Below are 16,220 nucleotides of genomic sequence, written 5' to 3' on the forward strand. Positions count from 1 at the left end.
CTCTCTGCAGACCACTCCCTCGGCCTGTAAAGAGCCGGCGCATGATTACATGCGAAAAATTAATGTCAATGATCTATATCATTTAACGTAGAGGATGAAACGCATGCTGCTCTGATGGTTAAATCCGGATAGGAAAGTTTCGCCAGGCTGCTTGGCAGCTAGGCGTCCGAAAAGCCGAATGGCGTTTCGGTGCGCCGAAAATTGTCAGCCAGGATCTGGCGCCCGATCGGTGGTTCTGATCGCGCCGAGCACTCGCTTCGATGACATAAGCGGCAGCTGATGCCGATGGGTGTCGCAGCATCGTTCAACGCGCGGTTACGCGCATAAACAAGTCGCTCGGCGTGATGGGCTTCGCAAACCAGGGCGATCGCGCGTTCGACACGGGACTTTCCGTAGCCGCCGCCGCCTGAAGTCACGGTTCTGGCAATAGAAAAAAAACGTTGACCATCAGGCAGCTCAAGCCATTGCGTCACCACTCGACGCGGTGTTTGGAATACCTGGTGGACGGACCAGAGAGGACAGCCGCCTCCGTGGCGTGCAAATGGAAATGTGCCACTGTTGAGCCTTTTCGAGACATTGCCTGCTGGATCGACACGGATGAAGAAGAACGGTACACGCTCTTGCCCCGGCTTTTGTAGAGTCGTCATTCGATGGGCAGTCTGCTCGAAACTCGTTCCAAATTGTCGAGCGATCGCTTCGAGGTCGTAGCCACTGGCGTCGACGGCACGCACAAAGGCGGCATATGGCATGAGCAAAGCAGCCGCACAATAGGCCGAAAGCGCACGATGCCCCAAACGTAGCGCATTCTCGCTGTTCAGCGTTCCCTCGGCGAGAGCCAGTTGGATATCCTGGTCGAATTCAAGATAGGCGAGTTGTTGAGCGAGTTGAAAGTTCTGACTGGCAGTGTCGAGGGTTTCACTCAACAGCACTTCTTTTCGATGCCAATCCAGCCTGCGCAGAGATCCCGTCATGACGTCGGGCGGCATGCGCCTCACCCGCAGATTATGATGCTGCTTCAAATAGCTGGTGAGCCCTCCAGCCTCAGCGATCTTGATCGCAAGCTTTTCTGCCGCCGCATCGAGCGTCGGAAAGCAGTTTCGCCGTGCGGATAAGAAGTTTCGAACAGCGGCGGCCGGATCGTTGGCACTTTCAGTGTTTTCCGAGGGCGTTCGTTGATTCAAATCTGCGAGCGCGAACTGACCTTCCTTGTAGGCGAGATGAAGTCTGAGAAGGGCTTCCGCGAACCCTGGAAAGCTACTTGCCACATCATTTATCTCCAATGGATCGAAATCGATGTCACTGAGAATCGGATCTTTTACGATTGATTGCAGCCGAACAATCGTGTCGCGCCCCGACTCATCGGAAAATGCCGAAAGGTCTATCTTGTAGGTTTTGGCCAGACGCAAAAGTAGCTCGGCCGTAACGGGCCGTTGATTTCGCTCCATCAAAGCGATGTAGGACGGTGATATCTCCAGGTCCGCTGCCATATTGGCTTGCGTCAGTCCGAGATCTCGCCGAAGTCGCCGCAGACGCGGCCCGATATAGACGCCATGCTTTTCCATACAGACATTACAGCATTACAAAAGTTTCTTGTAAAGTTTGACAACATTACACCGGCATCTCTCGCGTTCCCAAATGCACGTGCTACTCGTCTTCGCAGTTGCACAAGAGATGTGTGGAGGAAAAACATGTCGTACCAGAACCTCATTGAGAACGCCGCCAAGATCATCCAGTCGGACTGGACCGGTGTCACAGCCGAAGCCGTCGCGCGCATGCGCGTGCAAAACCGCTTTCAAACCGGCTTGGATATCGCGCGTTACACAGCGGCGATCATGCGAAAAGACATAGAGGCCTACGACATCGATCCGTCGAAATACACGCAGTCGCTGGGCTGCTGGCATGGGTTCATAGGCCAGCAGAAGCTCATTTCGATCAAGAAGCATTTCGCAACGACCGATCGTCGCTACCTCTACCTGTCGGGCTGGATGGTCGCCGCGATGCGCTCGGAATTTGGCCCGCTGCCGGACCAGTCCATGCATGAAAAGACAAGCGTCCCGGCTTTGATCGAGGAGCTTTACACGTTCCTGCGCCAGGCCGACGCTCGCGAGCTGGGCATGATATTTCGCGAAATCGATGCGGCGCGCCGATCCGGCGACCGGGTCACGGAAAAGCAGCTGCTCCATGCCGTGGACAACTACCAGACGCATGTTGTTCCGGTTATTGCCGACATCGACGCCGGCTTTGGCAACGCGGAGGCTACCTACCTTCTCGCCAAGAAGATGATTGAGGCTGGCGCCTGTGCACTGCAGATCGAAAACCAGGTGTCTGACGAAAAGCAGTGCGGTCATCAGGACGGAAAGGTCACCGTTCCACACGAGGATTTCGTCGCCAAAATCCGCGCCTGCCGCTATGCGTTCCTGGAACTGGGTATCGACGACGGGATCATTGTCGCACGCACCGACTCGCTGGGCGCCGGGCTGACCAAACAGATCGCCTTCAGCCGCGAGCCAGGCGATATCGGCGACCTCTACAACTCCTTCCTGGATTGTGAAGACGTCGACGACTTGGCGAGCCTCAATGGCGACGTTATCATCAACCGCGATGGGAAGCTGGTGCGGCCGAAGCGCCTAGCCTCGAACCTTTATCAGTTCCGCGAGGGGACAGGGGCCGACCGTTGTGTTCTCGATTGCGTCAATGCCCTGAAGAACGGTGCCGACCTTCTGTGGATCGAGACCGAAAAGCCCCATATCGAGCAGATCGCCTCAATGGTCGATCGTGTCCGCGAAGTCGTCCCGAATGCCAAGCTTGTCTACAACAACTCGCCATCCTTCAACTGGACGCTTAACTTCCGTCAGCAGGTCTTCGATGCCTGGCGGAACGAAGGCCAGGATGTCTCCGCCTACGATCGCGCAAAGCTGATGAGCGTGGACTACGATCAGACGGTACTCGGCTTGGAAGCCGACGAAAGGATCCGCACCTTCCAGCGCGATGCCTCCAGACGGGCCGGCATCTTCCATCACCTGATCACATTGCCGACATATCATACGGCTGCGCTATCCACTGATAATCTGGCCCGGGAATATTTCGGCGACGCCGGCATGCTCGGTTATGTTGCTAATGTCCAGCGCAGGGAAATCCGAGAGGGAATCGCCTGCGTCAAACACCAAAACATGTCAGGCTCCGATCTTGGCGACGACCACAAGGAATACTTCGCTGGTGACGCGGCCCTTAAGGCGGGTGGCGCACACAACACCATGAACCAGTTCGCCGCCTGAACGGCAACGACAACCCGGACAGGCGTGCTGGAGGAGTCTCGCGCGCCTGCCGGACCAAGACGCGCTCGAAAGGCGCAGCGGATAAACCAAGGGAGTGAATACGATGTCTAACCAAACGACCAACACTCATCCGGCAGAACCCCAGCGCTCGCGGGCGGTCTTCTCACAGGAGGATTTCACGCTCCTGCAAGCGGCGGTCGCGCATTATCTCCAGGAGATCAAGGACAAGCCAGAGGCCGTCAAATACTCCAATCTGTATCATCGGCTTGGTCGGATTAGTTAAGACAGCACAGACCGCTCGCAAACCAAACGCTGGGGCGATGGATGGATAGAGCTCTCAACCGACTCTGCGCAGTCGAGATCGACCACGATGATGGTCGTGCAAACCAAGGGGCCGAAATCGAGCAGAGAACTGCGATTGCGGACCTTCTCGATGATAGTTACTTCGAGCTCGTTGGACGCCAGACCGGACCATATCGTTTGGTGATCTCGACACGAGATTCGCGGCTGACATTTCACGTCGCGGACGCCCATGGGGTTCCTGTGGTGTCGCACATCATGTCCGCGGGTCCTCTTCGCAGGGTTCTCCAAACATATGTTTTGATCTGCGAAGCTCACCACGAAGCAGCCGAAAAAGGGGACGCTCAACGGATCGAAGCGATTGATATGGGTCGCCGAGCCGCCCACAATGAAGCTTCGGAACTTTTGAGAGAACGGCTGTCGGCCAAAGTGCAAACCGATCTGGACACGGCACGCCGGCTGTTTACCATCATTGCAGCGCGTCGGATCAGTGCCGCCTACAGCCCGGCTTTCGGCCCTGCGGGATGGTAGATCCGTCTGGCCGGGACGCATCCGAATTCAGCGAGATAAAAATCAACTTTCGTCCGTCGAGTTCCCCAATCAACATGCTTTGAGCGGGCTCGTCGAGATCAATAGCCGACCATTGCGCGGCGGCGCTCAAATTGTCCGAGAATGGAAGCCTCATGAAGATACTCGTGCCAGTAAAGCGGGTGGTTGATTACAACGTGAAGATCCGTGTGAAAGCGGATGGTTCAGGCGTTGAGCTTTCGAACGTCAAGATGTCGATGAACCCGTTCGACGAGATATCGGTTGAGGAAGCGCTGCGGCTGAAGGAGCAGGGCAAGGCCGAGGAAGTGGTGGTCGTGTCGATCGGGCCTGCCAAGGCTGAAGAGACGCTGAGAACCGCGCTTGCCATGGGGGCCGATCGCGCCATCCTGGTCGAGACCGACGATGCCGTCGAGCCGCTGGCGGTTGCCAAGATCCTCAAGGGTGTCGCCGATGCCGAACAGCCCGGCCTGATCATCGTCGGCAAGCAGGCGATCGATGACGACTCGAACCAGACCGGCCAGATGTTGGCAGCCCTCTTGGGCACGGCGCAGGCAACCTTCGCCTCGAAGATCGAGATCGGTGAGGGAAGCGCCAAGGTCACCCGCGAAGTCGATGGCGGTCTGCAGACCATCGAGATCAAGCTTCCGGCTGTGGTCACCACGGACCTGCGCCTCAACGAGCCGCGCTATGCCTCGCTGCCGAACATCATGAAAGCCAAGAAGAAGCCGCTCGACAAGAAGACACCGGCCGATTTCGGCGTGTCGACCGAGCCGCGCCTGAAGGTGCTGAAGACCGAGGAGCCATCCGGCCGCAAGGCAGGCGTCAAGGTCAAGTCGGTCGCCGAGCTGGTCGACAAGCTGAAAAACGAAGCTGGCGTCCTCTAAGGTCCAGGAAAAGGAGACTTCATCATGGCCATTCTTCTTCTGGCTGATCACGACAATGCCCACCTCTCCAACCAGACCGCCAAGACGCTGACGGCTGCCGCGAAGATCGGCGGCGATGTGCATGTACTCGTCGCAGGCTCGGGTGCAAAAGCTGCCGGCGAACAGGCGGCCAAGCTTTCAGGCGTCTCCAAAGTGCTGGTTGCCGAGGATGCGAGCCTCGCCAACAATCTGGCAGAACCGCTGGCGGCGCTCATCGTGTCACTGGCTGGCTCATACGACACCATCATCGGTGCGGCCACTTCGGTCGGCAAGAATGTGCTGCCGCGCGTTGCCGCCCTGCTCGACATCGCCCAGGTCTCGGAAATCATCGAAGTGGTCTCCGCCGATACCTTCAAGCGGCCGATCTATGCCGGCAATGCCATTCAGACGGTGCAGTCGACCGAGGCTCGACAAGTCATCACCGTTCGTCCCTCAGCTTTCGCCGCAAGCGGCGAAGGGGGATCGGCCACCATCGTTAACAGCGGCTCGATGGTGGCCGATCCCGGTCTTTCCAGCTTCGTGGACGACGCGCTGTCGTCCTCGGATCGTCCGGAACTGACCTCTGCGAAGATCATCATCTCGGGCGGCCGCGCACTCGGCTCGGCCGAGAAGTTCCGCGAAGTCATCCTTCCCGTCGCCGACAAGCTCGGGGCTGCCGTCGGTGCCAGCCGTGCGGCCGTCGATGCCGGCTATGCGCCGAACGACTGGCAGGTTGGCCAGACCGGAAAGGTGGTGGCGCCGCAGCTTTACATCGCCTGCGGCATCTCCGGCGCTATCCAGCATCTGGCCGGCATGAAGGACTCGAAGGTCATCGTCGCCATCAACAAGGACGAAGAGGCGCCGATCTTCCAGATCGCTGACTACGGCCTCGTCGCCGACCTCTTCGAAGCACTGCCGGAACTTGGATCCTCATTGTAAGACGCCGATAGAAAATGCCATCGCCACCGATGGCCCTACCTGAGACCAGCTTGTGTGCAAAGCGACCCAAAGGCATCTGTGTTAAGACACAGTATAAAATGGCCCCTCAAATCGCCTCACGCGCTTGGCTCTCTCTGCGTTCCCAGCGTGTTACGTGCCGCAAAAGTTCCTCGGTTATTTGCGCGCGCCTGGGCACCAAATCATCCGCCGATCCAACGACCGTGACGGAAGCGGCAGGCTTGCCCCCATTGTTCCGCAAGACTGAAGCAAGTGCGAAACGAGTACCGTTCTGCGTAAAGTTCTGAGCTATTCCCGTCGCCCTGATATCGCGCACCTCGGCGAGGAAATCGCGGATAAGATCGTCATTTTCCGACGGTCGGGTCCGCAAAAAATTCTCAGTCCAAGTCTGAGGCTGCGACGCAAGCAGAGCCTTCCCTCCCGCCGACCTCAAAAGGTCGCGTCGGATAACGTTTCTAGGGTGAAAGCCGGCAACGGGATCCGCTCCGGCTTCGGCGACGTAAACCAGTTGCTCTCCCAATAGCACGCCCAGATAGACCTCGGCACCTACATTGGAATGGAGCTCATAAAGGTCTCCATTGCTGACGGTGCCAGCCCTGACTTTGCCGCTCGACAATATCAACCCGTAGACAGCAGGTCCGAGATGGAGCCGGTACTGAGACCCGTCACGCTGTTCATAAAGCCAGCCATTCGCCAATAGTCCTTCGATAAACCCGTGGAGCGTACTCTTCGGCAAATCGGTGACCTTCATGAGCTCGCCGAAGGTCATGCCCGGACGGTAGACTATCTCCTCGATCAGTCTTGCCACCCGATCGATTGTGCGATGGTGATTGTGGTTACGCTCTTCATCAGGATTCGTAGGAGGCGCCATCATCAACTCCGGATCTGTCCCTATTCTTTTAAACGGGTGACGGTCGCGCACCATAATTCGTCTCGCGCGCCGATGACAACCGAAAATCGAGGGACGTTTCGACGTCAAATGCCTCCAATGGCTAAAGGTAACGTGCAAGATGCAGACACGTTCGCACCACTGGAAATTTACCGGCATGGACAAATTCGTCCAAATGGTTCAAATGGTATTAGACAAGGTGTCGTTCCACATGCTGCAATGGCATATTGAGGACGAGACGGTCTCCGAGAGTTGTGATTCGGGCTATTTGGTCGGATCAGATTGAGTGAAAGGAATTGGGTGTGGCTGGCGTACCAAAGAGTAAGGCTGACTTCGTCGCCCAGCGATTGCTTGACCGAATCGTGAGCGGCAACCTGTCTCCTGGAAGCAGCCTCGGGACCGAAGCAGACCTTCTTCAACAGTACGACGTCAGCAGACCGACACTGCGCGAAAGTCTCCGAATCCTTGAAGCTCAGGGCGTCCTGGAACTCAAACCTGGGCCCAAGGGCGGTATAATCGTCACTATGCCTGGTACCGACATTCTTGCACACGGTTTATCCGTCTATCTCAGAATGCATGACGTCCCTTTTGTCGCGGTCCTGAAGGCGCGCGAAGTCATTGAACCGGCGCTCGCAGCAGAAGCGGCCGAGAGCGGGACTGATGACGACTTCGCCGCAATGCAGGCTTCGATCGACCGAATGCTTCATGTTGATCATCAGGACGACTTTCTGGAAGAAAATCGCGTCTTCCATTCATTGGTCGCTCATGCGAGCCGCAACCATGTGATGACGATTTTCTGGTCGACGATCAGTATGGTCGCCGCCGGAGAGAGCCACGGCATCCAGTATACGACGGGCAACCAGAAGCGCGTGGCCGAGGCCCATCAACGCATTCTCGACGCTTGCAAAAGCCGTGATAGCGCAGTCGCCGCCGCATGTATGCGGGAGCATGTGCAAGAATTTGAGCAAATGATCAAGAAGAGCTACAAATATCTCCTAAACCAGGCAACGACGATCGTAGCACGCGATGGTCGCAGGGTCGGTTAGCGCCCGGGCTCGCATCAAGCTGCATTGCTGATAGGCCACCTGGCGGCCCATTCCGTCCCGGAGCGCTCGCCTGCGCAGTTAGATTTCGCGCTGGAGATGTCTCTTTCGCCGTAACCTAGACTTTTGCGACTTGCTGCTCGGAAAAAGCACGGGCGGCGATCGGCATTGCCGATCACCGCCCGTACCCACCGATGGGCCCCACCCTCGGTTATTCGTGATGTTTTCCGGCTTCTTTCCACATGAGGGCGCGTTTAGTGAGATAGAAGATGACGCGATCGAGGATGAAGCTGATGGCTGCCAGGACGGCGACGGCAGCGAAGGTTCCCGCGGCATTGAAGTGGTTTGCGTTTGACGAGAGCATGAAGCCGACGCCCTTGTTGCCGGTGAGGAATTCGGCGACGACGACGCCGACGACGGAGTGGGGCAGGGCGAGCTTGGTTCCGGCGACCACCCAGATCAAAGCCGACGGCAGTCGGACGCGGAAGGCAATGTCCCACTTTGATCCGCCGGCAATCAGCACCTGGTCGATCAGTGTTTGGCTGACCTCGCGCAGGCCGAAGTAGACGTTATAGAACATCAGGAAGAAGGCAGCGAGCGCAGCGATGCCGACCGAGAGCTCATCGCCGATGCCAAGCCACAGGATGAGCAACGGGACGAGTGCGATGATCGGAATGCCGTAAATTGCGGCGATGAACGGTTCGAGCACGTCTGCGGCAAACTTTGCCATGGCCAGCGTATAGCCGAGAACGATCGCCAGGATGCTGGCGATGATGAAGCCCTGAAGGGCTGGGATCAGTGTCGCTGCGATGTTCGACCAGAGGCTTCCGTCGCTGATCCAGCCGGCGAGTTCGCCAAGGACGGCTGCCGGCTTCGGCAGATAGAAGGTCTTCACCAGATTGCCCGAGGCAAAGTGCCACAACAACAAAATCGCGATGATGAAGGCGACGCGTCCGCCAATCAGGCGCAGCTTGCGGGACGCGAAGCTGCTGGGTCCAGCAGAAGCAGAAACGACCGGAAGGTCGTCGCCGGTGATGGAGTGGTGAGAAGCGCTCATGCTCGTTGCTCTCCTTTGGCGCGAGCCAGCGATGCCTGAAGGACCTTGCCGACGTCACGGAAGGTATCATCGAAGCGCAGGACCTCCGGATCGCGCTCGGGCCCGAGCGGAATGGCGATGTCGTCGATGATGTGGCCCGGTGATCCGCCGATGACGACAACCCTGTCGGCCAAAAGTGCTGCCTCTTCTATATCGTGGGTGACGAACAGGACGGCGACGCCGGTGGTGCGCACGACACGGCGCAGTTCGGCTTGCAACTGCGAGCGCATCTGGGCGTCGAGCGCCGCAAAGGGTTCGTCCATCAGAAGCAGTTTCGGTTCGTAGATCAGCGCGCGGGCCAGAAGGCCGCGCTTTTTCATGCCGCCCGATAGTTGGGCCGGATGCAGGTTGGCCGCATGATCGAGGCTGAAGTTCTTCAAGAGCGTCATGACCTTGTCGCGCACCTGAGCGCGCGGCACGCGCCGCATGCGCAGCGGCAGGCCGACATTGGCGGCCAGCGTCAACCAAGGCAGCATGGTGTCTTCCTGGGTGACATAGCCGACGTTGCGGTTGATGGAAGTCACCAACTTTCCGGAAAAGCTAATGCTGCCCTGTCGCGGACGCAGTGTGCCCGCCGTAAGGTTCAAAAGTGTCGACTTGCCACAGCCCGAGGGGCCGAGCAGGACGATAAACTCGCCCGGACGAACCGTCAGAGACGTCTGGGCAAGGACGTCACGGTCGCCGGAAAAGCGAACCGCAACCTCATCGATCTGCAGCAGCGGCGCATCCGTCCCTGCCAACCGGCCGACGCCGGGATCATTTCCCTTGGGCTGCTGCATAGACGACCTGCGAATAATCGATGTTGCGGTAGCTGTCGTCAGTGTTGCCATGCGATCTTCCTCCAGATCCATTCTTCAAATTGCTCCCCCAGATCCATATCCGGCGCCATGTCGGACGCCGCAGGCCGAAATCTTAGCTGCGCAATGATCGGGGAGGTTGGATTGCATGTCAAATGATTTATATGAATTATCTCAGAATGGAGTTTTCAACGAACTCCCGCGGTCGAGCAAAAATCGGCTCGGCAATGACTGGTTGAGACTGCGGGATTTGGTTCTCACATGGCGCTTTCTGACAAAACTCCTTTGCGCCGAAGAAAACTTAATATAAATGATTTATATGAATTGGCGGCAGCGAATGTTACATCCTGAGGGCTGGCCGCCTGATCTGCGGTCCTTGGATTCTGCATCGGGAGGGAAATCTTTGACTATCACGGCAACATCTCAGATTGCGCAGTACGCGTCGGCAACCACGATGGAGGCCCTGCCTAAAGCCATACGGGAGCGCACGAAAAAGATCATATTCGACGAACTCGCCTGCGCGTATTTTGGACGTCGTAGCGCTGCCGGCAGTCTATCGGCGCAATATGCGATCAGCTTAGGCGGCCAACCGGAGGCACTTGTTTACGGTAGCAACATTCGTCTTCCGGCCGCTTACGCGGCGCTCGCAAACGGCACCGCTGGACATGGTGAAGAAGTAGATGGCGCGCATGTGGTGGGCGGCCACCCGGGCGCATCGATTGTACATGCTGCCATGGCGCTTGCGGAGCGGCAGAGGGTGCCCGGTGCGGAACTCGTCAACGCCGTTACGCTTGGATATGATATCGGCACGAGGGCGGTCGAAGCGTGCGGCGGCACATTCGTGGTACGTGACAGGCATGGGCTTACCAGTTGCTTTCTCTATGCTTATGGAGCAACGGCCGCAGCCGCACGCCTGCTTCGACTTGATGCCGTTCGTCATGCCCATGCACTTGCACTCGTTTCGTTTCAAACCAATGGTCCATATGCGCTGTTTTCCGAAAAGCGGCATATCAGCAAGTCGTTCTGCAACGGCCAGTTCGCTTTTGCGGGTATTAGCGCGGCTCTCATGTCGGCGGCAGGTCTTGAGGGAAACGAAGACATACTTGGCGGAAAACAAGGCGTACTTGATGCGTGGGGCATTCAGAACGGACGGCAGATCCTGACACGGGGATTAGGCCAGGAATTTTCGGTCAACGGCGCCAACTTTAAATTCTTCAACGCGGGCTATCCGATCCACACCCCCGTGGAAGCGGCACTTACGCTGATGAAACAGCACGAGATCGACCCAGAGATGATCGATGTTCTACTTGTCGGAATGCCGGAAAACGCCATGCGGGTCGTCGACAACCGCCATATGCATAATATCTGTGTTCAGGATATGGTCTCTGCCGCGGTCGCTCGCGGCGGCATAAAACTTACCGATCTGCCGTTTCCTGCCGTTCTGAGCGATCCGACCTTCCAGCGCATTCGAGCACTCATTTCGGTCGAACCGGATCCAGATCTGCAACGTGATCAGCCAAACGGGCGCGGCGCTAAGGTCACCATCGGCCTGAGGAGCGGTCAGACTGTTTCTATGCGCGTTGACCATCCGCGCGGGCACAGTCAACGTGGCGATGTCAACTGGGATGACCTGGCGGAAAAATGGGGCGATGCGCTGCCCGGGTGCGACGTCGAAGCGGCGATGAGTGTTGCTCAAAGTCTGGACGATCTCGAAGATGTGACGCTACTGTCGCGAGCCTTCGCCGGGTTGATGGCGTAGCCTCCATCACTTGTGACGATATTTTCCTCAACATGGGAGATTGGGCGCCGGGCCTTTGGTTCGGCGCTTCGCAGTTTTGCCCGCTCCCCGGCTTGCGAGGACCTGCGCCGGAGCCTCTCGTCAGGGGGCGCCGACACCTGCCGCGACGTGACTTTTTGGATCGCCACCTTGACTTCCTGCGCGCAGAGGAAGAAACTGTGTTCGTAATCACGACTTATTGTTCGTATATACGAACACTTCCTGAGGAGAAAGTTGCTCGTGATTGCCTGCCGACTTTGGAGAACCCCTAAGCTTGGCATCGCATTGCAGGATCGAACGCCAAATGCGTCTTTGTCTGCGGTTCACACCGAAGGCAGGGCATACGCGGGCGATCTCAACGAATGACGCTTTTGAATGGGAGGAACACATGCAGTATCTCAAGACTTCGTCCAAGCAGCGCCACGCAACTCAACCTGCGCCTGATTTCAATTGCGGCTGGTCTGCACTCAATCTGCTGAATAGCTGGAACCTTCAGGCCAGCACCGGCCGCAAGCAGGCTAGCGGCGCCAATCAAGACGAAAGAAGTCCGGCTCGTGACCACGGCGAGCAAGCGCTGTCCGGCCACGTTCGCAACCGTTATTCCTGATGCGAGTGGTCGAGGCGCCGGGGGAGCAAGCTGGTGCGAAACAGATCATTGACGAACGCAAAGAGATTGCCTCTGTGGCGGCGATCGAAGAGTTGCAAAGCCATCGGACAATTGATCGCGTAACACAGATCCTCGAAGCGGTCGTGTATAATCCTGGTATGACCTTTGGTGAACTCGTCAGGACTGTCAGGGCGGCCAAAAGTTCGGTCCACGGCTTCGTCCGCGGCTTGCTCATGACAGGCTGGCTGCATGAGGATAGCGGTCGCTACTATCTTGGCGCGGCGGTCTACGGGCTGACGCTCGCCAGCGGCTATATCCGGGCAGGCGTCGTCACCCATGCCGACCTTGTCGCCCTTCATCGAGAAGCGGGCGTGGCGGTGTTTGTCGGCGTGCAGGCAGGCGACCACCTTATATATGTCGCAGAGCATGGCAGTGATCCGGTCTCGGGCTTCGACGCGAAGACGAACATCCGCCGCAACCTCTTGGCAACATCGGGCGGCAAAGCGCTGCTTGCAATGCAACCAGAAGCCGAGAGAGACATCTATCTACGACGGCACAAGGCGTCCGAGCCTCAGCTGGTTTCCAATTTTCTGGACGAATTCGATGGAATCAGACGGACGCGCCTGGCAACTAACATTCGCCGGAATGGGTCGCGGTTCGCGATTGCGAGCGCATTTCGTGCCGGATCCAGCACGGCCGTTGCGTCGATCACGCTTGTGGGACCAACGGAGGAGCTCCAGCCACGCAAGCAGGCGCTGGGTCAACTGCTTCTTGAGCGGGTCAGTGAGTTCGAACGGCGCAACGATGGATGCAGGGACAGGGCGAACTGACCCATCGGCATCATTGCCATTGACATTCATCTAAATGATTTGGATATATATCGCCGTCTAGCCGAAGAGCACGATGCTCAGCTGCTGCCGCGCTGAACCTCGAAGTCTTGAAGCAAGCACCACCGGCGGCAGACCGAACGGTCTTTTGTGAAAGGTTCAAAGCGGGGATTTCCTATGATTGAATACAAGAACAATTACGTAGACGGGCAGTGGATTCCGTCCTTGTCAACCGAAGTGCTGACTGTGACGAATCCCGTGACGGAGGAACCGATTGCCACCGTTCCGAAAGGGGTCGCGGAGGACGTGAACAAGGCAGCTGAGGCTGCCGCTAGGGCGTTTCCGGCATGGTCTCAGACGTCGGTCGAGGAAAGAGCGGCCCTGTTTCGCAAGCTCGCTCGCCTGACTGAAAAGCGCGCGGACGAAATCACCCATGCGATGGTAACCGAGCTTGGTTACCCGATCACACTCTGCCGCAAGTCCCAGGTCGACGGCGCTGTCGAGGAGTTGGATTTGATCGCCGAGGTGCTCGGTGAAATTCAGTGGACTGAGCAGATCGGCAAGACGACGGTCAAGCGCGTGCCTTCAGGTGTGCTCGGCGCAATCACTGCTTGGAACGGACCACTGCGCTCAATCATCTCAAAGGCTGGGGCAGCAATTGCCGCGGGGTGCACAACGGTGCTGAAGCCGTCGGAGGTTGCCCCTTTGACCGCTTACATCTTTGCTGAAATGTGCGATGAGGCCGGGCTGCCTCCCGGTGTCTTCAACATGGTTTCCGGCACCGGTCCGGAAGTGGGCGAAGCAATTGTCTCACATCCGCTGGTCGATATGGTGTCGCTTACGGGCTCGGTTCGAGCTGGTCGGCGGGTCATGGAATTGGCCTCAGTCGGCGTCAAACGTGTCCACCTGGAATTGGGTGGGAAGTCAGCCAACATCATCTTCGAAGACGTGGATTTCGAAAACGCTGTTCGCGACGGCATAGAAGACGCCACCCGCAATGCCGGCCAGGCTTGCGGTGCCTTGACACGTATGCTCGTGCCGCGAAACCGATTGGCCGACGCCGAGGCCTTGGCAAAAACCACGGCAGAGGCGCTTGTCATCGGCGATCCCTTCGATCCGAAGACGACCTTGGGACCCTTGTCAACACGCGCAGCGCACGATCGTGTCCGCAACTACATCAACCTCGGCATCGAGGAGGGGCTGCACCTACTGACGGGCGGCGCCGACATGCCGGAAGGGCGCAATCGTGGTTATTATGTCCGACCGACGATTTTCTCTGGCGACAATAGCAGTCGACTTGCGCAGGAAGAGATCTTTGGGCCCGTGATCGTCATCATTCCATTCAATGATGAGGAGGACGCAATCCGGATCGCCAACGACTGCATCTATGGCTTGGCCGGCGCGGTCTGGTCGAACGACAAGGAGCGTGCTTACCGCGTTGCCGATCGGCTTCGCACCGGCCGTGTGCGTGTCAACGGCGGCGCCCTCGACAAGCGCGGCGTTCATGGTGGATTCAAACTCTCAGGCGTCGGGCGGGAATGGGGTCGGGTTGGCGTTGAGGAATTCCTCGAGTACAGAGCAATCTACAGCTGATACCGACAACCGATTTGCCTCATAATAAAGCCCGCGGCGAGGACGCCGCGGGCTTTTGCATGGAGACGGGGCTTGCCGATGGACGACAAGCCCTTCTGTTTTATTCAAGCATCGAGATTAAAATTGACAGTCTTAAGTTCGGTGAAAGCCTCGATCCCGGGCCACCCGCCTTCGCGTCCGATCCCCGAGCGCTTAACGCCGCCCATCGGCGCGTTCGCCACGCTGGCAAAGCCGTTGATGCCGATCGTTCCTGAACGGATCCTTTGAGAGACCCTGAATGCACGCGTGACGTCCGTGGTAAACACGGTACCGGACAGGCCATACTCGCTCTCGTTGGCGATGCGGATCGCCTCTTCTTCGGTATCGAACGGCATGGCTGCTAGAACCGGGCCGAAGATTTCCTCCCGAACGATCGTCATGGCGCTATTGACCTTGGTGAACAAGGCCGGGTTGACCCAGTTGCCGTTGCCAGGAACGTCGGTGGCCGCGTCACCGCCAAAGACGAGATTTCCGCCCTCCTGCACACCGCTTGCAACATAGCCGAGGACCCGCTGCATCTGGCGCTTGTTGATCAGCGGCGCGGAGGTGGTTGCGGGATCGAAAGGATCGCCGAAGCGCACGGTCTTCACCTGCTCGGCTGCATGGTGCACAAATTCGTCGAAAATGGACTGGTGCACGATCGCACGGCTGGGCGTGGTGCAGACCTGACCGGAAAGAAAGGTCGAGCATAAGGCCATCAGGCTCTTTGCAGCGACTGAGACGTCGCGCGCATCCGGGAAGATGATCCCGGCGCTTTTCCCACCGAGTTCGAGCGATAGCCTTTTCATGTTGAAGCCGCTTGCCGCCACGATGCGCTCGCCGACGGCGGTACTGCCGGTGAAGCTTACCTTATCAATGCCTGGATGCGTGGCAAGCGCCTCGCCGGTTTCGCCTGCACCGGTGACGAAGTTGAAAACCCCGGGTGGCAGATCGCTCTCGGCAAAAATCTCGGCCAGGCGGGTGAGCGCCAGGTTGGTGTTTTCCGAAGGTTTGACCACGACCGTGCAGCCACAGGCAAGCGCCGGACCGACCTTCTTTGCAAACATGCTGAGCGGCACGTTCCAGGGAAGGATCGCGGCGACGACGCCGACAGGCTCGCGGAACGACATGTAATGCATGTTTGAGGCCGACGAGAATTGCGGGTAAGTCTCGCCTGTCAGCTTGTCGGCCCAGCCTGCGAAATGGTCAAGCGTCTCAGCCGCCGCCTTTCCCGATGCCCGGGAATTGCGGCTGAAAGTATAGGGAATGCCGTTGTCGAGCGTTTGCAATTGCGCCAGCTCTTCCTCGGCGGCGTACACGCGTTCAATGATGCGCTGGAGTATCCGCTTGCGATCATGCGCAGGCATTTTCGACCACGGACCGTCGTCGAAGGCCCTTCGCGCTGCAGCCACTGCCAGGTCCACGCCGCGTTTACCGGCCTCTGGAAAGCTACCTATCACCGCGTTGATGGTTGGATTGATTTGGTCGAAGCGCGGCCCGTCCCACTCCAACCACTTCCCATCAATAAACAGCTTGCCTGGACGAATATTTAGCCTGTCACGTACCGAATGAATGTTGTCGAGTGTCAAC

Annotated in this window: 15 protein-coding genes; 10 read left to right on the plus strand and 5 right to left on the minus strand. The window is 58.0% G+C overall.

The window, feature by feature from the left end; genetic code table 11:
* Window positions 1–158: 158 nt before the first annotated feature.
* Window positions 159–1,562 (minus strand): helix-turn-helix transcriptional regulator, encoded by a 1,404-nt coding sequence (locus AC1RO0_RS23180; protein ID WP_047640973.1) that lies wholly within the window; start codon window positions 1,560–1,562, stop codon window positions 159–161.
* 126 nt (window positions 1,563–1,688) lie between these two features.
* On the opposite strand from AC1RO0_RS23180, the gene AC1RO0_RS23185 reads away from it, so the two are divergent.
* The 5 genes from AC1RO0_RS23185 to AC1RO0_RS23205 all read left to right on the plus strand — a co-directional run bounded on the left by AC1RO0_RS23185 (window position 1,689) and on the right by AC1RO0_RS23205 (window position 5,965).
* Entirely contained in the window at window positions 1,689–3,275 is a 1,587-nt protein-coding gene (locus AC1RO0_RS23185) for an isocitrate lyase (protein ID WP_047640972.1), read from the plus strand.
* Window positions 3,276–3,378: 103 nt separating this feature from the next.
* Complete coding sequence (locus tag AC1RO0_RS23190; RefSeq protein ID WP_081999687.1) at window positions 3,379–3,558, plus strand: hypothetical protein; 180 nt, start codon at window positions 3,379–3,381, stop codon at window positions 3,556–3,558.
* 41 nt (window positions 3,559–3,599) lie between these two features.
* Window positions 3,600–4,106, plus strand: coding sequence for a UPF0262 family protein (locus tag AC1RO0_RS23195; protein WP_052224425.1), 507 nt, complete (start codon window positions 3,600–3,602; stop codon window positions 4,104–4,106).
* A 152-nt stretch (window positions 4,107–4,258) separates the two neighbouring features.
* Entirely contained in the window at window positions 4,259–5,008 is a 750-nt protein-coding gene (locus AC1RO0_RS23200; RefSeq protein ID WP_047640971.1) for an electron transfer flavoprotein subunit beta/FixA family protein, read from the plus strand.
* Window positions 5,009–5,032: 24 nt separating this feature from the next.
* Window positions 5,033–5,965: an electron transfer flavoprotein subunit alpha/FixB family protein gene (locus AC1RO0_RS23205; protein ID WP_047640970.1), complete on the plus strand. Its 933-nt coding sequence runs from the start codon at window positions 5,033–5,035 to the stop codon at window positions 5,963–5,965.
* Between the two features lie 106 nt (window positions 5,966–6,071).
* Here the strand turns inward: AC1RO0_RS23205 and AC1RO0_RS23210 are convergent, their stop codons facing one another.
* A complete protein-coding gene (locus AC1RO0_RS23210; protein ID WP_498595034.1) occupies window positions 6,072–6,908 on the minus strand; it encodes an IclR family transcriptional regulator in 837 nt (278 codons plus the stop codon).
* A 266-nt stretch (window positions 6,909–7,174) separates the two neighbouring features.
* Between AC1RO0_RS23210 and AC1RO0_RS23215 the strand changes: the two genes are divergently transcribed.
* A complete protein-coding gene (locus AC1RO0_RS23215) occupies window positions 7,175–7,918 on the plus strand; it encodes an FCD domain-containing protein (RefSeq protein ID WP_047640981.1) in 744 nt (247 codons plus the stop codon).
* Between the two features lie 208 nt (window positions 7,919–8,126).
* Here AC1RO0_RS23215 and AC1RO0_RS23220 read toward each other — a convergent pair whose 3' ends face one another.
* Window positions 8,127–8,972, minus strand: coding sequence for an ABC transporter permease (locus AC1RO0_RS23220; RefSeq protein WP_498595035.1), 846 nt, complete (start codon window positions 8,970–8,972; stop codon window positions 8,127–8,129).
* Complete coding sequence (locus tag AC1RO0_RS23225) at window positions 8,969–9,841, minus strand: ABC transporter ATP-binding protein (RefSeq protein ID WP_197070335.1); 873 nt, start codon at window positions 9,839–9,841, stop codon at window positions 8,969–8,971. The genes AC1RO0_RS23220 and AC1RO0_RS23225 overlap by 4 nt, the downstream gene beginning before the upstream one ends.
* Before the next feature lie 370 nt (window positions 9,842–10,211).
* Between AC1RO0_RS23225 and AC1RO0_RS23230 the strand changes: the two genes are divergently transcribed.
* From AC1RO0_RS23230 to AC1RO0_RS23245, 4 genes are all read left to right on the plus strand, one after another.
* On the plus strand, window positions 10,212–11,567 hold the full coding sequence (locus AC1RO0_RS23230) for an MmgE/PrpD family protein (protein WP_498595036.1): 1,356 nt from the start codon (window positions 10,212–10,214) through the stop codon (window positions 11,565–11,567).
* A gap of 406 nt (window positions 11,568–11,973) precedes the next feature.
* A complete protein-coding gene (locus AC1RO0_RS23235; protein ID WP_047639305.1) occupies window positions 11,974–12,192 on the plus strand; it encodes a hypothetical protein in 219 nt (72 codons plus the stop codon).
* Complete coding sequence (locus tag AC1RO0_RS23240) at window positions 12,192–13,022, plus strand: IclR family transcriptional regulator domain-containing protein (RefSeq protein WP_081999558.1); 831 nt, start codon at window positions 12,192–12,194, stop codon at window positions 13,020–13,022. The genes AC1RO0_RS23235 and AC1RO0_RS23240 overlap by 1 nt, the downstream gene beginning before the upstream one ends.
* Before the next feature lie 174 nt (window positions 13,023–13,196).
* Entirely contained in the window at window positions 13,197–14,612 is a 1,416-nt protein-coding gene (locus tag AC1RO0_RS23245) for an aldehyde dehydrogenase family protein (RefSeq protein WP_047639304.1), read from the plus strand.
* Window positions 14,613–14,716: 104 nt separating this feature from the next.
* Here AC1RO0_RS23245 and AC1RO0_RS23250 read toward each other — a convergent pair whose 3' ends face one another.
* The gene (locus AC1RO0_RS23250) at window positions 14,717–16,219 is read right to left on the minus strand and encodes an aldehyde dehydrogenase family protein (RefSeq protein ID WP_047639442.1); all 1,503 of its coding nucleotides are present in this window, start codon (window positions 16,217–16,219) and stop codon (window positions 14,717–14,719) included.
* Window position 16,220 lies beyond the last annotated feature (1 nt).

The sequence above is a fragment of the Rhizobium sp. GW821-FHT14E12 genome (genome assembly GCF_058803745.1).